Below are 22,387 nucleotides of genomic sequence, written 5' to 3'. Positions count from 1 at the left end.
GCAACGCAGGTTCACCTGAGTTTCGAGATGTCACATCGGGCGCGTTCAATATCTGCCATGGCCGAGGTCGAGCTGCCCCACGACAGCGATCACACCCACCCCGACGTGAGCGGCGGCTGGTTGCGCGCGGCAACGTTCGGTGCGATGGACGGCTTGGTCTCCAACACCGCGCTGATCGCCGGGGTGGCCGCGGGCGCCAGCACGCATGCCGTGGTGCTGTCGGGGGTGGCCGGGCTGCTGGCCGGGGCGTTCTCGATGGCGCTGGGCGAGTACACGTCGGTGACCACCGCCAACGAGCAGATCGACGCAGAGGTCAACGTCGAGCGGCGGTCCTTCGCGCTGAATCCGCGGGCGGAGCGAGCCGAGCTGGTGGGCATGTTCGAGAACATGGGACTGTCCAGGGACACCGCCGAGCGCGCCACCGAAGAACTGCACGGCGACGAGACCAAGGCCATCAACTTCCACCTGATCCAGGAATTGGGTGTCGACCCGTCGGAGAAGCCGTCCCCGCGGGTGGCGGCCGTCTCGTCCTTCCTGATGTTCGCCGTCGGCGCGATCATCCCGCTGATCCCATACCTGCTGGGTTTCGAGTCATTGCCGGCCGGCCTGATCTGCGGCGGCATCGGCCTGTTGGTCGCCGGCGGGCTGGCCGCATTCGTCACCAAACAGCGAGTCTGGTTCGGGTCCTTGCGCCAGTTGCTGTTTGGGGCCATCGCGATCGGTGCGACCTATGTCGTCGGGTCGGCAATCGGTACCGTCATCGGGTGACCGATCGTAAGCCTTTCGCCCTGCTCCTGACGGCGGTGCTGGTGCTGGCCGGTTGTGCCGGCGCGCCGGCGCCGGCCTCGCAACTGGAGTTCTTGGGCAAGATCGAACTGGCGCACGGTTTGTTGTTCGCCGACACCACGGTCGGTGGCCTTTCCGGTATCACCTACGACGCCGGCCGGGACCGGTACTACGTGATCAGCGATGACCGGTCGGAGAAGAACCCGGCCCGGTTCTACACCATGAGCATCGCGCTGTCCGGGGGCAATCTGGCGCGGGTGGACCTGCTGGGATCGACCTCGCTGCGCAACACCGACGGCCAGCCGTTCCCGCACCGGTCGGCCACCACCGTGCCCCCTGACCCCGAAGGCATCGCTTTCGACAGCCGCCGCCAGCAGCTGTACTGGTCCAGCGAGGGCGAGCGGATCGTCAAGCCGGACACCGCACCGGTGCTGCTCGATCCGTGGGTGCGCATCGCCGGCCTGGACGGCACCTTCCACGGCCAGTTCACCCTGCCACCGGAACTGCACATGTCGACCGCCGATGCCGGCCCACGCAAGAACCAGGCCCTGGAGGGCCTGACACTGGCCCCCGACGGGACCGCGCTGTGGGCCGGGATGGAGGAACCGGGTTTCAACGACGGACCGGTGCCCACGGCCGACCACGGCGCGCTGACCAGGATCACCCGGCTCGATCCGGTGACGCGGCAGCCGACGGGGCAGTACGCCTACCCGCTGGATCCGGTCACCTCCGGTGACGGCGGCGGCAACGGGCTGTCGGATCTGGTCGCGCTGGACGCCGAGGACTTCCTGGTGATCGAGCGCGGTCACGGCACCCGGACATCGGTGCGGATCTTCCGGGCCAGCGTCGCGGGCGCCGACGACATCCTGGGCCGGCCGTCCTCGGCGGGCGCGGTTCCGATGCGCAAGACCCTGCTCGACGACCTCTCGGCGACGGTGCACTCGGTCGACAACGTCGAGGGAATCACCTTGGGCCCCAAGCTGCCCGATGGCCGTCAGTCGGTGGTAATGGTGACCGACGACAATTTCTCGCCCGATCAGGTGACCCAGTTGTTGGCCTTCGCGTTGTGAGGCTCAGCTGTGCGATGGCGCGCGAAGTGCCGCACCTTCACCGGGGTGCGCGATGGCGAGCAGGGCGTGGGCGGGTGTGTCGTCGACCAGCAGCCAGCGGTGTGGCAGGTCGGCAGGGTGGCTCACCAGATCCCCTGGTTCCAGGCGAACGGTCGGATGCCCGGAGATCTCGACGTCCAGCACGCCGCTGATGAGATAGACGGCCAGCTCGCCGGGAAGCTCGAACCATTCGGAGATGTATTGGCCGGGTTCGATGCGGTAGTCGATGATCTCCAGCGGGTTGCCCGGCTGCATCACCAACGCCCTGCCCACGGCGGCATCGGCCCGGTTGGCCACCGGGATGGATCGGCCCGCACCAGCCCGGATCACCGAGACGCGAGACGCCGGCGGCGCGGGCAGTAGCGCTCCTGGCAGGACGTCGAGGGCGTCCGCGAGGCGATAGGTGGTGATCATCGACGGTGCGCTGAGGCCGCGCTCGATCTGGCTCAGGAAGGGCTGGCTGACGCCGGAGCGGCGCGCCAGTTCGCGCATTGATAGGCCTGACTTCTCGCGCAGGCTTTTCACGGTGGCGCCGATCATGGCATTCAGTGCGCCTTCGTCCGGCTGTGTCATCTCGATTCCTCACATGCTCGTAACCTCAAGCGAACGTCTATGACATTCAAAACGGCCATATTGATCGCTCATAACAATCAATATGGTGTGCGCTGAGTCGAAGATCGAGCGCACTCCCAGACCTCAGGAGTGTGTCGATGGCGATCGACCTGGAACGGACTGTATCCCAGGCCGGGGTAGGCGTGATTGGTAAAGGCAGTCGTGTGATCGAGCAGCACGGCATTGACCGGATCCCGGCCAGCGAACGCCGGGGCACCCCGCGCCAGGTCGGCCTGATGTGGAGCGGTGTCGTACTCAACGTCCAGGTGGTGGTCTACGGCGCGCTGCTGGTCACCTTCGGTCTCAATATCTGGCAATGCGTCGCCGCGATCGTGATCGGCAACCTGACGTGGATCGTCGCCGGACTGTGCAGCCTGGCCGGGCCGGCGGCCGGAACCACCACCTTCACCGTCAATCGGGTTCCCTTCGGCAGGCTCGGCAACCGCCCGCTGGCCTTCTTCAACTGGGTCATGCAACTCGGATACGAGGTGCTCGACCTCGTGCTGATGACGCTCGCGGTGACCGCGTTGTTCGGCCTGGGGGGCAGCACTGTGTCGAATGCGGCGACCGTCGCCATCGTGTTGGTGCTGGCGGTGATTCAGAGTGTGCTGCCGATCGTCGGACATGCCGCGATCACCCGGGTGCTGCGCACGTTGATCCTCCCGTTCGGTGCGCTGTTCCTCATGCTGGCCTGGCTCACCGCCGGCAGGCTTCACCTGCAGGTCACACCGCCTGCGGACTGGGCGGTGTTCCTCGGCGGGGTCGCGCTCGCGGCCAGCGGCTCCGGTCTGGGCTGGGCACCCAACGCCGCGGACTACTCGCGGTACCTGCCCGCCGCGGTGTCCCGGCGCGGGATGGTCGGGTGGGTGCTGGTCGGTGGTGGGGTACCGCAATCCCTGTTGATGTTGCTCGGGGTCGCGGTCGCCAGTGTGGTTCCCTCGGCCACCGATCCGGTCGGCGGCTTGCCCACCGCCTACCCCGTCTGGTTCGTGATCCCGTACCTGGTCCTGCTCGTCGTCCAGATGATCGCGCTCAACGCGGTCGACCTCTACTCTTCCGGAGTCACGCTGCAGGCCATCGGGATCCGGGTCAGCCGGTGGCAGGCGGTGGCGCTCGACGGAATCATCTGTGCCGTCGTGGGTTTGTTGGTCGTGTTGTCCGGATCGTTCATGGCGTTCGTGAGCAATTTCCTGCTCTTCATGATCGTCTGGTTGGCGCCGTGGGCCGGTGTGTTCGTCGTCGACCACCTGCTGCGCAAGGGGCGCTATGACCCCGTCGTCCTCGAGGGCGGCGGACGGGCCTTCGCTCCGGCGGGAATCGCGGCGCAGACCGCGGGCATGATCACCGCCCTGCTGTGGATCAACACCACCGTGTTCGTCGGGCCGCTGGCGAGCGCCGCCGGTGGTGCGGACCTGAGTGCGCCGGCCGGCTTCGGCGTGGCGGCCCTGACGTACGTCCTGCTGGCCCGGCGCGACGCCACCCGTTGAAAGGAACATCCCATGACCATTCCCTTGATCGATCTGCAGATGTGGCGCACCGGATCGGCATCGGAACGCGCGACACTCGCCCGGCACGTGGACGAGGCGCTGCAGGACTCGGGCTTCCTGATGCTCGCGGGCCACGGTGTGAGTGCCGTTCTGCGCGAGGACATCCGGTCGGCAGCACGGCGCTTCTTCGCCCTCTCCCCGGACGTCAAGGCCGGCTACGCCACCGCGGTGGGCGGTCGTGGCTGGGTCGGGCCGGGCCGGGAGGCCAACGGGTTCTATGGCGAGGATGTCGACGGCACCCGGCCGGACCTCAAGGAGAGCTACACGATGGGCCGCGATTTCCGCACCGGCGACCCGCATATCGACCAGGTGTGGTTCGCCGAAAATGTCTGGCCCGCCGAAGTTCCTGAGCTGCGCACCCTTTGTGGCCGCTACGCGGCCGCGGTCCGCGAGGTCTATGGCGACACCTTGCGGTTGCTGGCCTCGGCCGTGGGCTTGCACCCGGATTGGTTCGTCGCCCAGACCCTCAAGTCGCCACACACGTTCAACATCAACCGGTATCCGCCGTTGGTCGAGACCGGTGCGCCCGCCCCGGGGCAATATCGCATTGCCCCGCACACCGATTGGGGTGTGCTGACCATCCTGGACCGGCAGGCGGGGTACGGCGGCCTGGAAGTACAGAACACCGACGGCACCTGGCTGCCCGCTCCCTATGTGCCCGGCGCCTTCACGGTGAACATCGGTGATCTGATGGCGCGGTGGACGGGGGAGCGGTGGCGTTCCACCCGCCACCGGGTGCTGCCACCGCGCGCCGACGCGCCGGGCGAGGAGTTGATCTCACTGATCATGTTCCTCGAAGCGGACGCCGACGCCGTCATCAGGACGTTGCCCGCCCCGGTCGGTTCGGTCACCCATCCCGACGTCGTCGCGGGCGCATACCTCGACGAACGGGCCGCGGCAGCCACCGTCAGCTGATATCCCAGAACCATTCCCAGGAAGTGACTCACCCATGAGCATCGTCGAATTCGACATCCCCACCATCGATATCGGTGCCTTCAACGATCCCGAAGCTGCCGAACCTGAGCGTGCTGCGATAGCCGCCCAGGTCGACCGCGCCGCACGCACCGTCGGCTTCATGCAGATCGTCGGTCACGGCATACCGGCCTCCACCCTGCACGCCTTCACGGCTGCCACCGATGCCTTCTTCGCTCTCGATGCCGCCGTCAAAGCCGGCTACCGGTGTCCGCCATCGGTCAACCGCGGATATACACCGCCGAAGTCCGAAGCACTGGCCGCAAGTCTGGGGCTGGTGAGCGCGGCGGACCTGTTCGAGGCCTTCAACGTCGGCACCGAAGCCGCGCAGTATCCCGCACTCACGCTGCCCGCGACCGATTACGCCCCCAACGTCTGGCCTACCGAGGTACCGGGCTTCGCTGTCGCCGTCGGTGATTGGTTCACCGCGGCGGGTTCTGTCGCTCGCACCATGGTACGGATCTTCGGACGTGCGCTGGGGCTGGGGGACGACGGTCTGGCCTCCGTCACCGACCATTCGTTGGACGTGCTGCGGATGATCAACTATCGGTTGCCCGCTCCGGAGGTGGTGCTCGAACCCGATCAGGTGGGCATGGGAGCGCATACCGACTACGGCATCGTCACGGTGCTGTGGGCCGATGCGGTACCCGGCCTGGAAGTGCTGGACGAGGACGGCCGGTGGCATCCGGTCCAGCCGGCACCCGGCGCGTTGTTGGTCAATCTCGGTGACGCATTGGCCAGATGGACCAATGACGAGTGGATATCGACGATGCACCGCGTCGCCGCTCCGCGGATCGGCGGAGTGCTGGTGCCGCGACGGTCTGCCGCGTACTTCCACGACGGCAACATCGACGCCGTGATCGCGCCGTTGTCCACCTGCGTGGGTCCCGGGCGGCCGCCCCGCTACGAGCCGGTGACGGTCGGTGAGCATCTGCGCGCGAAGCTCGCCGGTTCACGCAGTCGGGTGCTGAATCCCGGCGCGCAACGGGAGGCGGCCCGGCTGGTGCGCTGATCAGTCGCCGACGGTGATCGCGGCGGCCACATCCGTCAGCTCGTCGAGTTCACTCTCCTCGGCGTCGACCCCGGTGAGGTGTCCGCGCGTGGTGAACATGACCACCGCCGCGGCCACGACGGCCGCCGCGCCCACCCAGAACGGCAGGTGCACGCTGACCTGTTCGCCGAGCACCCCGGCCAGCCAGGGCGCCACCGCGGCACCGCCGAACCGCAGGAAGCTGTACGCCGCCGACGCCACCCCGCGCTCGATGGGAGCGGCCTTCATCACCGTCTCGGTGATCAGCGTGTTGTTGATGCCGATGAACAGACCGGCCACCACCACGCCCGCGGCCAGCACCGCCTTGTCATCGGTCCACACCGCCATCGCGACCAGCACCACGCTGAACGCCAACAGATTGAGGATCAGCACCCGCACCGTGCCGAACCGGTGCTGCAGCCGCGGGGCTACCACCACCGATGTGAACGCCAGCGCCAGACCCCAGCCGAAGAAGATCAGCCCGATCTCGCGGGCGCCCATGTCGAGCGGGAACGGGGTGAAGGCCAGCAGGGTGAAGAAGCCGAAGTTGTACAGCAGTGCGGTGACGGCCACACCGAGCAGGCCCCGGTGGCGCAGCGCGCGGAACGGGTCGGCCAGTGAGGTGGCGCGTTCGGGTCGAGGGGTGGCGGGCAACAGGAAGATGGTGACCACCAGGGCGAACGCCATCAGTGCCGATACCCCGAAGAACGGGCCACGCCAGGAGATGCTGCCGAGCACGCCGCCGACCAGCGGGCCCACCGCGATGCCCAGGCCCAGTGCCGCTTCGTAGAGGATGATCGCTTGTGCCACCGAGCCTTTCGCGGAGCTGACGATGGTGGCCAGAGCGGTCGCGATGAACAGCGCATTACCCAGACCCCACAGCGCTCGCCAGCCGACGATGCCCATCACGGTGTCGCTCATCCCGGCCAGGCCGGCGCCGGCGATGATGATCGCCAACCCCACCAGCAGGGTGCGTTTGGGCCCGATCCGGCTCGACACCACGCCGGTGATCAGCATGGCCACGCCCATCACCGCCATATAGCTGGTGAACAACAACGACACCTGCGACGGTGAGGCGTTCAGGTTGTCGGCGATCGGCTTGAGGATGGGATCGACCAGGCCGATACCCATGAACGCCACGACGGACGCGAAGGCAACGGCCCACACTGCTTTCGGTTGACGCCACATGGCGAGCAGAACTCCTATTCGTCGGGGGACTGACGTGCGAGCGCCAGCAGGTCGCGCACCACGACGACGGCGTCTGCCAACGTTTGCCGCTGGCTGTCGTCGAGGCGGGCCAGATACGGTTCGACGGCCGCGCCGCGATCGGCGCGCACCTGGGCCAGGGTGGCCCTGCCCTCGTCGGTGATGCTGATCAGCACGGCCCGGGCATCGCCGGGGTCGCCGATCCGCGACACCAACCCGGCGTCCTCCAACCGGCGCACCTGCGTGGTCATCGTCGGCTGCGAACAGTGGTCGATGGCGGCCAGATCGGAGATCCGGGCGGCGCCCTGGTCATCGATCGTCGACAGAAGTCGGGCCTGGGCGAACGGCAGCGGTATCCGGACGCGCTGGTTGGCCAGCCGGTTCAGCCGCGCCACCACCGACAGCAGGTCAGCGCCCAACGCGGTGCTTGTTTCCTGGCGAGTCACCCCTCCACTATTACATAGTTTTTCTATGTGATGGTGGCGCCGGTCGTGGGGACCGTCACAGTGCGGTGACAGGAAGCGCCCGCGGCGCCTGGCAGAATCGTGAAATGTCCGCTACCGGCCCGACCCGCAACCATCGGCGGGCCGGATCGTTGAAACCGAACGAGCTGGCGCAGGCCGCGGTGATGGCGGCCCTGTGTGCGGCGATCGCGATCATCGCGGTGGCCGTCCCGTTCGCTGCGGGGCTGTCCGTGCTGGGCACCGTGCCGATGGGCTTGCTCGCCTACCGATACCGCTTCAAGGTGCTCATCGCCGCCGCGATCGCCGGCGCCACCATCGCCTTCCTCATCGCCGGGATGGGCGGCCTGATGACGGTGCTGAACTGCGCCTACATCGGCGGACTGGTCGGCGCGGTGAAGCGGCGCGGCCGTGGGCTGACCACGGCGACGCTGGTGTCGGTGGTCGCCGGTGCCGTCTTCGCCGTGCTCGTGGTCGGCGCGCTGGCCGTGGCGTCGCGGCTGCGCCAATTGGTGTTCGACGCGATGACGGCCAACGTCGAGGGCACGGCCCGGATTCTGGGCCGTATCCCCGGCATGCAGGACACCGCGTCCCGGCTGACCGAGCTGTTCGCCACCGCGCTGCGATACTGGCCGCTGCTCATCGGCGGCTACGGCGTCGTCATCATCGTGATCGTCAGCCTGATCGGCTGGTGGGCGCTGTCCCGGGTGCTGACCCGGCTGGCCGGCGTTCCCGATGTGCACAAACTGGACGTGGCCGCCGACACCGGACCCGTCGCACCGGTGCCATTGCAGCTGCACGACGTGGTGTTCCGCTATCCAGGGACCGAGCGCGACGCGCTGGGCCCGGTATCGCTGACCGTGCAGCTGGGCGAACACGTGGCGATCACCGGCGCCAACGGCTCGGGAAAGACCACCCTGATGCTGGTGCTGGCGGGCCGCGAGCCGACCGCCGGCACCGTGGAACGCCCCGGTGCGGTCGGGCTCGGCGCACCGGGCGGTACCGCGGTGATCATGCAGCACCCGGAGAGCCAGGTGTTGGGGACCCGAGTCGCCGACGACGTGGTGTGGGGATTGCCTGCCGGCACCGAGATCGACGTGCCGCGGCTGCTCGCCGAGGTCGGCCTCGACGGTCTGGCCGAACGGGACACCGGCGGCCTGTCCGGCGGCGAACTGCAACGCCTGGCCGTGGCCGCGGCGCTGGCCAGGGAGCCGGCGCTGATGATCGCCGACGAGATCACCAGCATGGTGGATCAGCATGGGCGCGACGGCCTGATGGCGGTGCTGTCCGGGCTGACCCGCCACCGGCAGATGTCGCTGGTGCACATCACTCACTACAACGAAGAGGCCGAGGCCGCCGACCGTGCCGTCAACCTGGCAGGCGGTTCGGAGATGGTGCAGGCGGCGACGGTGCCCAGCGGTGCCGCGGCCCCCCACGGCGACACCCCGGTGCTGGAACTGCGCGGGGTTGGCCACCGGTATGCCGCCGGAACCCCCTGGGAGAATGGCGCTCTGCGGGATATCGATCTGGTGGTCAACGAGGGCGACGGCGTGCTGATCCACGGCCTCAACGGGTCGGGCAAGTCGACGCTGGCCTGGATCATGGCCGGGCTGACGGTACCGACCACCGGCAGTGCCTTGCTCGACGGTCGCCCGGTGTCCGATCAGGTCGGGGCCGTGGCGCTGTCCTTCCAGGCCGCCAGGCTGCAGCTCATGCGCAGCCGTGTCGATCGCGAGATTGCCTCGGCGGCAGGGTTTTCCGTACGTGACCGGGCCAGGGTGGAAGCGGCTCTGGCTGCGGTGGGCCTGGAAGCGGGACTGGCATCGCGGCGCATCGACCAGCTCTCGGGTGGGCAGATGCGCCGGGTGGTGTTGGCCGGGCTGCTGGCCCGGTCGCCGCGCGCGATCATCCTCGACGAGCCGCTGGCCGGCCTCGACGCCGCCAGCGCCCGTGGACTGCTGCGCCTGCTCGAGCAGTTGCGTCGCGACGGTCTGACCGTCGTGGTCATCTCCCATGATTTCGACGGGCTGGAAGAGCTGTGCCCGCGCACGCTGCACCTGCGTGACGGACAACTGGTTCCCGCCGCGTCGCGAGCGTCGGGAGGTGCGGCATGAGCGGGCCCCGCCGGCCGGTGGTGTTGCTGCGGCCGGTGCCCGGCGATTCGGTCATCCACCGGCTGTGGGCCGGAACGAAACTCGTCGCGGTGGCCGCGCTCGGTGTGCTGCTGACCTTCTATCCCGGCTGGGTGCCCATCGCGTTCGTCGCGCTGGTGGTCCTGGTGACCGCGGTGCTGGCGCACATCCCGCGCGGCGCCGTACCGTCCATTCCCGCCTGGTTGTGGCTGATCGTCGCCCTCGGCGGGATCACCGCGGCCTTCGCGGCGGGCGAACCGTATCTCACCGTCGCCGGAACCGAAGTCGGTCTGGGCGGCCTGCTGAACTTCCTGCGCATCACGGCGGTGGCACTGGTGTTGCTGGGGCTCGGCGCGCTGGTGTCGTGGACCACCAACGTCGCCGAGATCGCCCCGGCAGTCTCGACGCTGGGCCGGCCGCTGCGGCTGCTCCGGCTGCCGGTGGACGACTGGGCGGTCACCCTAGCCTTGGCGCTGCGGGCTTTTCCGATGTTGATCGACGAGTTCAGCGTGCTGTACGCCGCCCGCCGGCTGCGGCCGCGGGAACGGCCCGACTCGCGACGGGCCCGCCGCAAGCAGTGGGCCGCCGAGTTGGTCGACCTACTCGCCGCCGCAGTCACGGTGTCGCTGCGTCGCGCCGACGAGATGGGCGATGCCATCACCGCGCGCGGTGGCGCGGGCCAGATCTCGGCTTATCCGTCGGGGCCGCAGGCTGGCGACTATGTCGCCCTGGCGGCCATCGCGGTGGTCTGCGGGCTGGCCGGCTACGTGGAGGCCTTCACCTTCCTGGCCACCAGTTAACGCGCGGCGGCGGTGTTCGCCGCCTGCTCGGCCCGTCTCAGCGCGTCCGGCACGGCGAGCCGGCCCAAGAACATCTCGTCGAAGTACGGCTGCAGCGCTTGATAACCCGCCGCGAATCCGGCGCCGCCGGGGGCCTCGATCCGGGGTCCCCGCAGCACCGAGAAGAACGGCTCCACGTCGACACCGCGGCGCCGCCAATGATCGAAGTACACCGCCTGTGCACTCTGTACGGCCGGGATGGCCGCACCGTCGGCGCCGAGGAAGGCGTTGCCGTCGCGGCTGCCCATCCACGCCAGCACCTCGCGCACCGCGCCGGGATGGCGGCTGGCCGAGTTCGCGGCCGCCGCAATCCCGTTGGTCACGCTGACCCGCCCGGCCGGCCCGCTGGGCAGCATGGCCACGCCCCACCGGAACGGCGCCTGGGTGGCGACGGCCGCCAGGTTGTAGGTGCCGGACTGGAAGAGCGCCATCCGCCCGGCCAGGAATTGGTTGCGGGAGAAGTCGCCGTTGCCGTTGGTGTCGGCGGCCGACGGCGCGACATGGTCGGTGTTGATCAGCCGCACCAGGTAGGCGAATGCCAGGGTGGCGCCGTCATCGGCGAAGGTGAACCGGTCCCCGTCGGCGAAACTGCCGCCGGCTGACCCGATGAAGTTGAGGTAGATGTTCTGCATCTCGTTGGCGGCGTTGTACCCCCATTGCCGGATTCGCTGCGGGTCGAACGCTGGACTGTCGGCCCGATTACCGGACTGGTCGACGGTGAGTCGGGCCAACAACGGCCGCAACGTATCGTCAGCGCCGGGAGACCAGCGCAGGTTGTCGAGTTCGGCGGGATCGATCCCGGCGGCGTGCAACAGGTCGGCGTTGTAGAAGACCGCGATTCCGGCATCGGTGAGTTGTGGTACCCCCCAGAGCGTTCCGTTGCGGGTGAATTGCGCGACGGTGGAGGAGTCCCAGTCGGGCGAGGGGGTGATCGGCACCAGCTTCCCGTTGTCCGCGTAGCCGGCGAAATAGGCGTTGGACAACCAGAAGATGTCGTCGGCCCCGCCGCCGGCGACATCGGTGCGCAGGGTGGTGAAGTAGTTCGCGTAGGCGACCACGTTCACCCGCACCTCGATATCGGGGTGGCGGCGGGAGAATTCGGCGAACGACTGCCGGTAGGCCGCGGCCGCCTGCTCGTCCCACAGCCGCATGGTGATCACCGTCTTCCCGGAATCGGCGGTCCGGCCCAGCAAGAGTCCCGCGACCAGCAGCAGTACTCCGGTCACCGCGACGCCGACGGCCACCCAGGTGGAAAACCGCAGCCTCATTTGAGCCCCGTCACTACGATCGAGCGCACCAGATGCCGGCCCAGCGCGATGAACAGCACCAGCAGGGGCGCCATCGCCACCGTCGTCGCCGCCATCACCACCGTCCACTGCGCGTCGTAGCGGGACTGCAGTCCTGCGGTGGCGACCGTCAGCACCTGCCATCGTGGTCCGCTGGTGATCACCAGCGGCCACATGAAGTTGTTCCACTGCGACACCACCGTGATCATGGCCAGCGTCGCGAGGATCGGCCGGCTGGCCGGGATGACGACATGCACCAGCACGTCCAGGGTGGTGGCGCCGTCCAGGCGGGCCGCGTTGATCAGGTCGGCGGGGATGGTTCGGAAGTGCTCCCGCAACAGGAAGATCGCGTACGGGGAACCGAACAGGAACGGAAGCGCCAAGGCCCAGAAGGTGTTTCGCAGTCCCGCCTCGGCCATCATCAGGTACAGCGGCACCACCGTCACGGTGGCCGGCACCATGAGGGTGGCCAGGTACACCCAGAACAGCGCGTCTCGGCCCGGGAAGCTCAACCGCGCGAACGCGTAGGCGGCCAGCACCGAGAAGGTCAGTTGGCCCAGCAGCACCGTCGCGGTCACCAGCGCGGTGACCACCAGGGCGCGGCCGAAGCCGGCATCCCCGAGCGCGGCGTAGTTGGCCAGGGTCGGTGGTGCCGGGAACGACAGCGGTGAACCGGTGTTGAACTGCCGAGCCGAGGTGAACGACGTCATCAGCCCGAGCAGAAACGGCACCAGGGTGATCAGCGCTCCCAGCGCCAGCCCGGCGTAGACCAGCGCGTTACGTGAGGTCATAGCTCACCCGCCGGCGAAAGTAGAGGTGCTGTGCCAGCGTCACGCCGACCAGCAGCACGAACAGGATGGCCGCCATCACCGCAGCCCGTCCCACACTGGCCGCGCCGAATGCCTCGGCGTAGATGCGGTGTGCGACAAGATCGGTGCGGCCCTGCGGACCTCCTCCGGTCAGTGCGTAGACGGTGTCGAACACCTGCGCGGCGCTCACCACCCCCGTGACCGAGACGAAATAGAGGGTGGGCCGCAGCATCGGCAGCGTGATGTACCGGAATCGCTGCCAGTCGGTGGCGCCGTCGGTGCGGGCGGCGGCGTGCACATCCCGCGGGATGGCCAGGATGCCGGCCAGGAAGAACAGCGAGACGTAACCGACATTGATCCACACCGTCACCGCCGAGACCACGGGCAACGCCAGGCCCGGGTCGGTGAGCCATTCGATATGGCGGCCGGTGACGGTGCTGAGCGCGCCGTCGGTGGGGGACAGGATCCACCGCCACAGCACCGCGATGGCCAGTGGCGCACAAATCCAGGGCAGCACGTAGAGGGTGCGCAGGAATCCGGTGCCGGGCAGCCCGCGGGCGAGCATGGCGCCGGCGGCCAGCCCCAGCAGCGTCTGGATGGGTACCACCATCGCGATGAACGCCACCGTCACCACCAGCGACGTGCCGAACGACGGATCGGTCAGCACTGACTGCCAATTATCCAGCCCGACAAAGCGAATGGGGCCCAACAGATCCCAGTGGTACAGGCTCAGCCAGGCCACCACCAGCATCGGTAACAGCAGGAAGGTCAGCACGCCGAACAGGCTGGGCGCCACCAGGGCGTAACCCAAGACGGTGGAGCGCCGCGGCCGCCGCACTCCGGTTGTGCTCATGGCGTCAGCCTAAGCTGCGGTGGTGATCAGCTTGGATCGCCTGGTGAACGTGGTGGGCGGGTACGGCGTCGCGGCCCGGCTGTGCGGGGTGCCGCGGTCGACCGAGCTGCGCAGCGTCGTGGTGCCCGAAGCGGTGACCGGTGACGTGCTGCTGGCCCTGGGCGCCACCTCGGTGACCGAGGCGCTGGACTGGGCCGCCGGGGCCAGGGCGGCGGTGGTCCTGGTGCGGTCCGACCAACCCGATGCCGGCGCCGAACTGCCCGACGGAATCGCGGTGCTGCTGGTGGACCCCGCGCTGCCGTGGAGCGAGCTGGCCGCCGTGGTGTACGGGCTGGTGCTGGAAGGCCGTGAGACCGAATCCGGGCGCGGCCCAACGGATCTGTTTGCTCTGGCGGACAGCCTGGCCGCGGCGATCGGCGGGGCCGTGGTGATCGAGGACCGGCACGCGCAGTGCCTGGCGTATTCGCGGATGCAGCAGGACGCCGACGAGGCCCGGGTACAGACCATCCTGCGCAGGCAACAACCCGCCGAGTTGCAGGCCGCCCTCACCCGCCGGGGTGTGTTCGCCCACTTGGCCGAGACCGACGAGCCGCTGTTCATCGGGCCCGATCCCGACCATGGCATGACGGGGCGGATGGTGGCGGCGGCGCGGGTCGGGCGCGAATTGCTGGGGTCGGTGTGGGTGAGCTGCCCGGCGGAGCTGGCCGGGCCGGCGCGGGCCGCACTGGTCGACGGCGCCCGGGTGGTCGCACTGCACCTGCTGCGCTCGCGTGCCAGCGCCGACCTGGAACGCCAGGTCGAGTCCGACTCGGTGCTGCGGCTGCTCGACGGCAGCACCGAGGCGACGACGGTGGCCAGCCGGGTCGGCCTGCCGCCCGGACCGTTGCGGGTCATCGCGCTGCGCGCCCGGCTCGAGCCGGACCGGCACACCGCCTTGCTGGTCGCCTTCGAGCAGGCGACCGCCGGCTTCGGCTGGTCGCGGCCGGGCCGCAGCGCACTGGCCGACAACACCGTCTACACCGTGTTGCCGGGCGAGACGGTGGAGGTGGCGCGGCACTGGTTGGCCGCGCTGGGGGCGTCGTTACCGCCGGGCAGCACGGTATGGGCCGGGATCAGCGGGCCTGCGGAAGCCTCCGACCTGGCGGCGGCCAGGTCGGAGGCCGACGAGTGCCTGGCCCTGCACGAGGCCGATACTGCCGGTGCAGAACCGCCCGCCTACGACGAATCATGGGACGCGCTGGTGCTGCGGCGGTTACGGACGGCAGCCGCCGCCGGACGTGGCCCGCGGCGCGGCCCCGTCGCCGAACTGATCGATCACGACCGCCTGCACGGCACCCCGTATGTCACCACGTTGCGGGTATGGCTGGCGGCCCAGGGCGACCCGGCACGCGCCGGGGCCGAGCTGGGGGTGCACGAGAACACGATCCGCTATCGGCTGCGCAAGATGGCCGAGGTGACCACCGTCGACCTCGACGACCCTGGCAGGCGGCTGGCGATGATGATCGAACTCGCGACCGCCGACCCGGACTGATTGTTCTAACTCGACAAACCTGCATCTTTCTTTTGTCGGATATCTCAGCGTTGGCCCCGCTGCAGCCCTCCATGATGGCCGTATGACCCCGGGGGGCCCACTTATCCCCGTCGTCAGGGGCGGAGAGCACTGACCCGCCCCTGACGACAAACACCGATGAAGGAGGAGATATCCGATGACCGCCGCCACGCCGGTATGGCTCACGCCGGAAGCCCACGAACGGCTGCTGCACGAGTTGGCCGTGCTGCGGGGGTGGAGCACCTTCGACGCCCTCGACGACGACAGCGACGCCCCCGACAGCAATGCCGTCGCGGTGCGGCGCGCCCAGCAGGGACGCATCCAGCAGATCCACGACATGCTCTCCAACGCCGTCGTCGGGGTGGACCCGCCCGATGACGGCGTCGCCGAACTGGGCATGGTGCTCACCGTGCGCTACGAGGACAACGGCGACACCGAGACGTTCCTGCTCGGTGTCCGGGGTGCGTACTACGGCGACATCGAGGTGTACTCCGCGAAATCACCGCTGGGAGAAGCGATCAGCGGTGCCCGGCCCGGTGAACGGCGGGAGTACCAACTGCCCACCGGGCACACCCAGGCGGTGACGCTGCTGGCGGCGGTGCCCTACGGGTTACACATGGGCTGACGGCCCTGCCGCTACGGTAGGAAGCCGTGACCGCTCGAAGTATCGATCCGGACTTCCTGGCGTTGCCTCGGCAGGCGCTCGCCGACGCCGCCCTGACGGCGGCCCGCGCGGCCGGCGCCAGCTATGCCGACCTGCGCATTCACCGCATCACCACCGAGGCGATCGCGCTACGCGACGGGGAGCTGGAATCCTCGGTGGTGGAGCGCGATGTCGGGCTGGCGGTGCGGGTGATCGTGGACGGCACCTGGGGCTTTGCCTCACATGCCGAACTCGACGCGCGCACCGCGGCCGACACCGCCCGCCGGGCGGTCGCGGTGGCCACCACACTGGCACCGCTGAACGCCGAGCGCATCGAGCTGGCCGCCGAGCCGGTCTACACCGACCTGCACTGGGTGTCCGACTATGTGATCGACCCGTTTGCGGTGTCGGCGTCGGACAAGATCGCCCGGCTGGCCGACTACTCCCAGCGGCTGCTCGCGGCCGATGGCGTCGACCATGTCTCGGCGCATCTGGAGGCGGTCAAGGAGCAGAGCTTCTACGCCGATACCTTCGGCACCTCGACCACCCAGCAGCGGGTCCGGGTGCAACCGCAACTGGAGGCCGTCACCGTGGACACCGCGGCGGGCACCTTCGAGACCATGCGGACGCTGGCTCCGCCGACGGCGCGCGGGTGGGAGGCAGTGGTCGACGACGCCGTGTGGGACTGGACCACCGAGCTGGCCGAACTGCCGGCGCTGCTGGCCGAGAAGGTCAAGGCGCCCAGCGTCACGGCCGGACCCACGGACCTGGTGATTGACCCGTCCAACCTGTGGCTGACCATCCACGAATCGATCGGGCACGCCACCGAATACGACCGGGCGATCGGATACGAGGCCGCGTACGCCGGCACCTCGTTCGCCACCCCGGACAAGCTGGGCACCATGACTTACGGCTCACCGGTGATGAACGTGACCGCCGACCGCACGGTCGAACACGGGTTGGCCACCATCGGTTTCGACGACGAGGGGGTCCGCGCGCAGAGCTGGGATCTGGTGCGTGACGGCATCTTCGTCGGCTACCAGCTGGACCGGGTGTTCGCGCCGCGCCTCGGTGTGGCGCGTTCCAACGGCTGCTCGTATGCGGATTCACCGCACCATGTGCCGATCCAGCGGATGGCCAATGTGTCCCTGCAACCGGGCCCCGAAGACCTGAGCACCGCCGATCTGATCGCCAGGGTGGACAACGGTGTCTACATCGTCGGCGACAAATCCTGGTCGATCGACATGCAGCGCTACAACTTCCAGTTCACCGGTCAACGGTTCTTCAAGATCACCGACGGCCGGCTGGACGGCCAGCTGCGCGATGTCGCCTACCAGGCCACCACCACCGACTTCTGGGGTTCGATGGAGGCCGTCGGTGGGCCGTCGACGTGGCGGCTGGGCGGAGCGTTCAACTGCGGCAAGGCGCAGCCCGGCCAGGTGGCCGCGGTCAGCCACGGCTGTCCGTCGGCCCTGTTCCGTGGCGTGAATGTGTTGAACACCCAAGCAGAAGGCGGCCGCGCATGATCAGCCCCCAGCACGTCGTCGACGCGGTGCTGGCCGAAGCGGCCCAGCGCGGCAAGGCCGACGAGACCACCGTCATCGTCACCGACCGGTCCGACGCGTCGCTGCGGTGGGCCGGCAATTCCATGACCACCAACGGGGAATCCCGCGGACGCACCACCACGGTGATCTCGGTGGTGCGCCGCGGCAACGACGCGCACGTGGGTTCGGTCACGTCGGCCGAGGTCGATCCGTCCGCCATCGCCGGATTGGTGGCGGCCTCCCAGGACGCGGCCCAGGCGGCGCCGGCGGCCAGCGACGCCGCGCCTGCACTGCCCGCCGACGCCGGACCCGCCGACTGGGACGCCGACGTGCCGGTCACCGGTGCTGACGTGTTCGCCGATGTGGCAACGAGTTTGGGGCATGGTTTCCGCGGGCCGGACACGCTGTACGGGTACGCGCGGCACGTGCTGGAGACCACGTTCGTCGCGACGTCGGCCGGTGTGCGGCGTCGCTACACCCAGCCGACCGGTTCGGTGGAGATCAACGCCAAGCGCGGTGCAGGCAGCTCGTGGGTCGGGGTGGGTACGGCCGATTACGTCGATGTCCCCACCGATGCTCTGCTGGAAGAACTTTCGCTGCGGTTGGGCTGGGCAGCCAAGACGGTCGAGTTGCCGGCCGGGCGGTACGAGACGCTGATGCCGCCGTCGACGGTGGCCGACATGCTGATCTATCTGGGCTGGAGCATGGACGGCCGCGGCGCGCAGGAGGGCCGCACCGCGCTGTCGGCGCCCGGCGGCACCCGGGTGGGGGAGAAGCTGACTGACCTGCCGCTGACGCTGTACTCCGACCCGCGCGCTGCCGGCCAGGAATGCCGGCCCTTCGTCGCGGTACCGAGTTCCTCGGAACGAGTGTCGGCCTTCGACAACGGGCTGGACATCGGCCGGGTGGACTGGGTGCGGGACGGGGTGATCAACGCGTTGGCTTACCCGCGTTCGGCCGCGGCCGAATTCGGTGTGCCGGTGGCGGTTCCGGCGGAGAACCTGTTGATGACCGGCGGCACGGCAGAGCTGGCCGACATGATCGCCTCGACCGAGCGCGGTCTGCTGCTGACCACGTTGTGGTACATCCGCACCGTCGACCCGGCGGTGCTGTTGCTGACCGGCCTCACCCGTGACGGGGTGTACTTGATAGAGGACGGTGAGGTGACCGCCGCCGTCAACAACTTCCGGTTCAACGAAAGCCCGCTGGACTTGCTGCGCCGGGCCACCGAGGCGGGGGTCAGCGAGCCGACCCTGCCGCGGGAATGGGGTGATTGGGCCACCCGGGCCACCATGCCGTCGTTGCGGATCCCGGATTTCCACATGTCCTCGGTGAGCCAAGCGCAATGATGCCCCGCACCGGGATCCGCCGGTGGTCTAGGGTGGATCGGTGGTGAGAACGTCGCGACCGGGCGCGGTGGCCGTCATCCTCGCGGCCGGCAGCGGCACCCGGATGGGCGCCGACCGCAACAAGGCCTATCTGCCCCTGGCGGGGCGCCGGATGCTGTCGTGGTCGTTGGGTTCGATCGCCGAGGTTCCCGAACTGGTGCGCACCATCCTGGTGATCCGGGCCGATGACCGCGCGCGCGCCACCGGCACCCTCGACCGTGAGGTGCCCGATCTTGCGGTGGAGATCATCGACGGCGGCTCGTCGCGGCACCAATCCGAGTACCGCGCTTTGCAATACCTGGCCGATGACATCGAATCGGGGGCGGTCGACATCGTCCTCATCCACGACGCTGCCCGCCCGTTGGCAGGGCCGGGCATGATGCGTTCGGCGATCACGGTGGCTCGTCAGTTCGGCGGCGCGGTGCCCGGGGTGGAGGTCCGCGATCTGGTGACCATGGACGAGGCCGGGAATCTCGGTGACCTGCGCCCCGAGGATCGCCACGTCCGGGTGCAGACACCGCAGGCGTTTCAGGCGCTGCCGCTGCTGCAGGCATATCGCGACGCCGACGCCGAACAGTTCGAGGGCACCGACACCTCCTCGAGCGTGGAGAAGTTCGCCGATATCGAGGTCCGGTGTTTTCAGGGGGACCCGAGGAACATGAAAGTGACCTTCTCCCAGGATCTGTTTCTGGCCGAGCGGTTGCTCGCCGACGCCCATCACCGGCTCAAGTGACGAGTTGAAAGGTCGCCGATGGAGGGACGTGAGTTAGCGCAATTACGGTGCAGCGAGTGCGGTTTGGAATCCGAGCACACCCTGCGGTATGCCGGGCGGTTACTGGTGTCCACCGAGTGCGGCAACTGTGGCGCGCAGCGGCATCATCCCGAACATGACCTGCGGCACGCCTACATCCACGATCTGGAGCTGCGCGTGTTGTCCAAACCGGGCCGGTGGGTCAACCGGCTGCGCCGCCATCCCGTACAGACGTTGGTGGCGCTGCCCGGCGCGGTGCTGAGTCAACCGGTGAAGATCCTCCGCGAGATCGTCACGGTACTGCGGGGCTGACCCGCTCAGCGTTGCTGGGCCAGACGGCAGCCGAGGATCGCGTCGGCCAGTTCGATATCGCGCGGGATGTCGAGGATGAACGCATCGGGATCCCCGTCAATGACGGCGGGCGCCACCCCGGCGCGGCGTGCCAGGGTGAGTTCGTCGAAGTCATCGGTGGCCGCGACGCCGGCGAGCATGGTGGTCAGATGCGCGCGGTGAAAACCGCGTGGGTACTGCGCCGAACGCAGGCGCGAGCGGTCGACGGTTTCGGTCACCGCGCCGGCCGCGTCGACGGTTTTGACGCTGTCGACCATCGCCAGCGCGGGAACGACGACAGCGTTGCCTGCGCGCAATCCGTCCAACACCCGGTCGGCGAGGTCAGTGGACGCCAGCGGCCGCCTAATATCATGCACCAGAACGTATTCCACCGTGTCGTCGACCTGGGCCACGGCAGCTGACAGGCATTCCTCCCGCGTCGCCGCACCGGGTACCGAGGTCACCTTGACCGTCACGTCATGGGCCGCCAGCACGGCCTTGACATCGGCATGCAGCGCTTCGGCCACGGCGATGACAGCGTCGGCGTCGGAACGTCCGGCCACGATCCGGCTCTGCAGGCATTGCACCAGCGGCACGGTATCGCCGAAGCGGGTGAACAACAGCTCCCGGTTGGTGGTCAGCGAGGCCGGGAGCGGCACGACGAGTGCCCAGTCCGGTTGCTGGCGGCCGTGGCTACGGGAAGCGGTGGTGCTGTGCCACCGGGGCAGCCGCGCATGCGGCGACCCGACGTTGCCGAATTTCTGATTCGCCACCGCGCACCTCCTCCCGCTCGCTCCGGTTCCAGCATGCTAGCCGAACGCGCGGGCGGTGCCCGGTCAGGCGTCGAGGTCGCGCGCCACCAGGTCGGCGATCAGGTTGACCGTGTCGTCGTCATCGGCGGTGACGGTGACCTCGGTGCCGGGACCGGCGCCCAACGTCATGATCATCAGGGCCGAGCCCGCATCGACGGGGTCACCCCCGTCGCGCGACAGGGTCACCGTGCCGCCGGCCTTGGCGGCTGCCTCGGCGATGATGGCCGCGGGCCTGGCGTGCAACCCGACCGATGAGCCGACGGAGACGGTTTTGTTCGGCATGAAATCCCTTTCAGGTGTGGTGATCAACTATGGCTGTGCAGCGGTTTGCCGGCCAGCGCCAGGTGCGCTTCCCCGACGGCCTCCGACAGGGTCGGATGGGCGTGGATGTGCTGGGCCACCTCGTCGGGACGGGCATCCCAGTTGACGATCAGCTGGGCTTCGGAGATCAGTTCGCCGACGCGTTTGCCGACCATGTGCACGCCGAGCACGGGACCGCCCTTGGCGGCCACGACTTTGACGATGCCCGACGATCCCAGAATCCGGGCTTTGCCGTTGCCGGCGAGGTCGTACACGGCGTCCTCGACCTCGTAGCCGCGCTCGGTGGCCACGGCGCTGGTCATCCCCACCGAGGCCACCTCCGGATGGGAGTAGGTGACCCGCGGGACGCCCAGGTAGTCGATGGGCGCCGGGTTCAGGCCGGCCAGCGTTTCGGCCACCAGGATCCCTTCGGCGAACCCGACGTGCGCCAACTGCAAGGTGGGAATCACATCGCCGACGGCGAAGATGGACGGTACCGACGTGCGGCAGTGCTCGTCGACCTTGAGGTACCCGCGGTCGTTTTCCAGACCGACGCTGTCCAGTCCGATGCCCTCGGTGACCGGCGTCCGGCCGATCGCCACCAGCACCAGCTCGGCCGCCAGGGTGGATCCGTCGTCGAGGGTCACGGTGACCCCCTCGGCCGAGGTGCTGGCATCGGTGACCCTGGCTCCGAGTCGCAGCGAAATGCCTTGGCGGGTGAACGCTTTCTCCAGCGCCGCGCTGGCGGCCTGCTCTTCCAGCGGAACCAGATGCGGGAGGGCTTCGACGATCGTCACCGCCGCCCCGAACGAGTGCCACACCGTGGCGAATTCGCACCCGATGGCCCCGCCGCCGAGCACGATGGCGCTGCGCGGGATCGCCTCGAGAGTCAGTGCTTCGTCGCTGGTGATGATCCGTTGCCCGTCGGCGGTGATCCCGGGGATGTGGCGGGGCACCGACCCGGTGGCGATGACGATATGGGCAGCGGACACGGTGCGCTGGCCACCGTCGGGCAACGCGACCGCCACCGCGGTCGGTGAGACCAGTCGACCGGTGCCGGTGATCAGTTCGATGCCGCGGCCGGCGACCAGCCCGGACAGGCCGCGGAACAGCGCATTGACGACACCGTCGCGGTAGGTGGCCACCGCGCCGGTGTCGATGTGGTCCAGGCTCGCGCGCACGCCGAATCGGGCTGACTCCCGGACGGTCTCGACGACGTCGGCGGTCTGCAGCAGCGCCTTGGTGGGGATGCAGCCGCGGTGCAAGCAGGTGCCGCCGAGCTTGTCCTTCTCGATGACCGCCACGCGCATGCCGAGTTCGGCGGCGCGCAAGGCGGCGGCGTAGCCGCCGCTGCCCCCGCCGAGCACGATCAGATCGACGTCGAACGTGTCGTCCAGGCCGGACATGGTGGTTCTCCTTGTCAAGGTT

The 22,387-nt window shown here is 68.8% G+C and carries 22 protein-coding genes; 13 read left to right on the top strand and 9 right to left on the bottom strand.

Features of this window, described 5'->3' with window-relative positions; translation table 11 throughout:
• Nucleotides 1–57 precede the first annotated feature (57 nt).
• A complete protein-coding gene (locus SBI67_RS16255; protein ID WP_318981549.1) occupies nucleotides 58–768 on the top strand; it encodes a VIT1/CCC1 transporter family protein in 711 nt (236 codons plus the stop codon).
• Nucleotides 765–1,856, top strand: coding sequence for an esterase-like activity of phytase family protein (locus SBI67_RS16250; protein ID WP_318981548.1), 1,092 nt, complete (start codon nucleotides 765–767; stop codon nucleotides 1,854–1,856). The genes SBI67_RS16255 and SBI67_RS16250 overlap by 4 nt, the downstream gene beginning before the upstream one ends.
• A 3-nt stretch (nucleotides 1,857–1,859) precedes the next feature.
• Here SBI67_RS16250 and SBI67_RS16245 read toward each other — a convergent pair whose 3' ends face one another.
• Nucleotides 1,860–2,468, bottom strand: coding sequence for a type II toxin-antitoxin system RelB family anti-toxin (locus SBI67_RS16245; RefSeq protein ID WP_318981547.1), 609 nt, complete (start codon nucleotides 2,466–2,468; stop codon nucleotides 1,860–1,862).
• 203 nt (nucleotides 2,469–2,671) lie between these two features.
• On the opposite strand from SBI67_RS16245, the gene SBI67_RS16240 reads away from it, so the two are divergent.
• From SBI67_RS16240 to SBI67_RS16230, 3 genes are read left to right on the top strand one after another with little or no spacing between them, the layout of a single operon-like run.
• Nucleotides 2,672–3,994: a purine-cytosine permease family protein gene (locus tag SBI67_RS16240; RefSeq protein WP_318981546.1), complete on the top strand. Its 1,323-nt coding sequence runs from the start codon at nucleotides 2,672–2,674 to the stop codon at nucleotides 3,992–3,994.
• Nucleotides 3,995–4,006: 12 nt separating this feature from the next.
• Nucleotides 4,007–4,969 (top strand): isopenicillin N synthase family dioxygenase, encoded by a 963-nt coding sequence (locus SBI67_RS16235; protein ID WP_318981545.1) that lies wholly within the window; start codon nucleotides 4,007–4,009, stop codon nucleotides 4,967–4,969.
• A gap of 34 nt (nucleotides 4,970–5,003) precedes the next feature.
• Nucleotides 5,004–6,038: an isopenicillin N synthase family dioxygenase gene (locus tag SBI67_RS16230; protein WP_318981544.1), complete on the top strand. Its 1,035-nt coding sequence runs from the start codon at nucleotides 5,004–5,006 to the stop codon at nucleotides 6,036–6,038.
• Here SBI67_RS16230 and SBI67_RS16225 read toward each other — a convergent pair whose 3' ends face one another.
• A complete protein-coding gene (locus tag SBI67_RS16225) occupies nucleotides 6,039–7,244 on the bottom strand; it encodes an MFS transporter (RefSeq protein WP_318981543.1) in 1,206 nt (401 codons plus the stop codon). It lies immediately after the preceding gene.
• A 14-nt stretch (nucleotides 7,245–7,258) separates the two neighbouring features.
• Nucleotides 7,259–7,708, bottom strand: coding sequence for a MarR family winged helix-turn-helix transcriptional regulator (locus SBI67_RS16220; RefSeq protein ID WP_318981542.1), 450 nt, complete (start codon nucleotides 7,706–7,708; stop codon nucleotides 7,259–7,261).
• Nucleotides 7,709–7,812: 104 nt separating this feature from the next.
• Here SBI67_RS16220 and SBI67_RS16215 point away from each other — a divergent pair, with 104 nt between their 5' ends.
• On the top strand, nucleotides 7,813–9,837 hold the full coding sequence (locus tag SBI67_RS16215) for a DUF2232 domain-containing protein (RefSeq protein WP_318981541.1): 2,025 nt from the start codon (nucleotides 7,813–7,815) through the stop codon (nucleotides 9,835–9,837).
• Entirely contained in the window at nucleotides 9,834–10,655 is an 822-nt protein-coding gene (locus SBI67_RS16210; RefSeq protein WP_318981540.1) for a CbiQ family ECF transporter T component, read from the top strand. The genes SBI67_RS16215 and SBI67_RS16210 overlap by 4 nt, the downstream gene beginning before the upstream one ends.
• Here SBI67_RS16210 and SBI67_RS16205 read toward each other — a convergent pair.
• Genes SBI67_RS16205 through SBI67_RS16195 form a run of 3 tightly spaced genes read right to left on the bottom strand, consistent with a single transcriptional unit; the run spans nucleotide 10,652 to nucleotide 13,642 of the window.
• The gene (locus tag SBI67_RS16205; RefSeq protein WP_318981539.1) at nucleotides 10,652–11,962 is read right to left on the bottom strand and encodes an ABC transporter substrate-binding protein; all 1,311 of its coding nucleotides are present in this window, start codon (nucleotides 11,960–11,962) and stop codon (nucleotides 10,652–10,654) included. The genes SBI67_RS16210 and SBI67_RS16205 overlap by 4 nt on opposite strands.
• The gene (locus SBI67_RS16200) at nucleotides 11,959–12,771 is read right to left on the bottom strand and encodes a carbohydrate ABC transporter permease (RefSeq protein ID WP_318981538.1); all 813 of its coding nucleotides are present in this window, start codon (nucleotides 12,769–12,771) and stop codon (nucleotides 11,959–11,961) included. The genes SBI67_RS16205 and SBI67_RS16200 overlap by 4 nt, the downstream gene beginning before the upstream one ends.
• Nucleotides 12,758–13,642: a carbohydrate ABC transporter permease gene (locus SBI67_RS16195; RefSeq protein ID WP_413232500.1), complete on the bottom strand. Its 885-nt coding sequence runs from the start codon at nucleotides 13,640–13,642 to the stop codon at nucleotides 12,758–12,760. Before SBI67_RS16195 ends, SBI67_RS16200 begins: the two co-directional genes overlap by 14 nt.
• A gap of 22 nt (nucleotides 13,643–13,664) precedes the next feature.
• Here SBI67_RS16195 and SBI67_RS16190 point away from each other — a divergent pair, with 22 nt between their 5' ends.
• From SBI67_RS16190 to SBI67_RS16165, 6 genes are all read left to right on the top strand, one after another.
• Complete coding sequence (locus tag SBI67_RS16190) at nucleotides 13,665–15,173, top strand: PucR family transcriptional regulator (protein WP_318981537.1); 1,509 nt, start codon at nucleotides 13,665–13,667, stop codon at nucleotides 15,171–15,173.
• A gap of 175 nt (nucleotides 15,174–15,348) precedes the next feature.
• The gene (locus tag SBI67_RS16185) at nucleotides 15,349–15,816 is read left to right on the top strand and encodes a GreA/GreB family elongation factor (RefSeq protein WP_318981536.1); all 468 of its coding nucleotides are present in this window, start codon (nucleotides 15,349–15,351) and stop codon (nucleotides 15,814–15,816) included.
• A gap of 26 nt (nucleotides 15,817–15,842) precedes the next feature.
• Nucleotides 15,843–17,360: a TldD/PmbA family protein gene (locus tag SBI67_RS16180; protein ID WP_318981535.1), complete on the top strand. Its 1,518-nt coding sequence runs from the start codon at nucleotides 15,843–15,845 to the stop codon at nucleotides 17,358–17,360.
• Complete coding sequence (locus SBI67_RS16175) at nucleotides 17,357–18,727, top strand: metallopeptidase TldD-related protein (RefSeq protein WP_318981534.1); 1,371 nt, start codon at nucleotides 17,357–17,359, stop codon at nucleotides 18,725–18,727. The genes SBI67_RS16180 and SBI67_RS16175 overlap by 4 nt, the downstream gene beginning before the upstream one ends.
• Nucleotides 18,728–18,767: 40 nt before the next feature.
• Complete coding sequence (locus SBI67_RS16170; protein ID WP_318981533.1) at nucleotides 18,768–19,499, top strand: IspD/TarI family cytidylyltransferase; 732 nt, start codon at nucleotides 18,768–18,770, stop codon at nucleotides 19,497–19,499.
• A gap of 63 nt (nucleotides 19,500–19,562) precedes the next feature.
• Nucleotides 19,563–19,829 carry a hypothetical protein gene (locus SBI67_RS16165; RefSeq protein WP_318981532.1) on the top strand — a complete coding sequence of 89 codons (267 nt, stop codon included), beginning with the start codon at nucleotides 19,563–19,565 and terminating at the stop codon, nucleotides 19,827–19,829.
• 5 nt (nucleotides 19,830–19,834) lie between these two features.
• On the opposite strand, the gene SBI67_RS16160 is transcribed toward SBI67_RS16165, so the two are convergent.
• The 3 genes from SBI67_RS16160 to lpdA form a co-directional block, all read right to left on the bottom strand.
• The gene (locus SBI67_RS16160) at nucleotides 19,835–20,620 is read right to left on the bottom strand and encodes an IspD/TarI family cytidylyltransferase (RefSeq protein ID WP_318981531.1); all 786 of its coding nucleotides are present in this window, start codon (nucleotides 20,618–20,620) and stop codon (nucleotides 19,835–19,837) included.
• Nucleotides 20,621–20,683: 63 nt separating this feature from the next.
• Nucleotides 20,684–20,941 (bottom strand): HPr family phosphocarrier protein, encoded by a 258-nt coding sequence (locus tag SBI67_RS16155; RefSeq protein ID WP_266046202.1) that lies wholly within the window; start codon nucleotides 20,939–20,941, stop codon nucleotides 20,684–20,686.
• A 23-nt stretch (nucleotides 20,942–20,964) separates the two neighbouring features.
• Nucleotides 20,965–22,365, bottom strand: a complete 1,401-nt coding sequence (gene lpdA, locus SBI67_RS16150; protein WP_318981530.1) for a dihydrolipoyl dehydrogenase — start codon at nucleotides 22,363–22,365, stop codon at nucleotides 20,965–20,967.
• Between the last annotated feature and the right edge of the window lie 22 nt (nucleotides 22,366–22,387).

The sequence above is a fragment of the Mycolicibacterium chengduense genome (assembly GCF_033741155.1).
Taxonomy (GTDB): domain Bacteria; phylum Actinomycetota; class Actinomycetes; order Mycobacteriales; family Mycobacteriaceae; genus Mycobacterium.
Note: the sequence above shows the minus strand (reverse complement) of the source record. Positions and strands in the feature narration are given on the sequence as shown.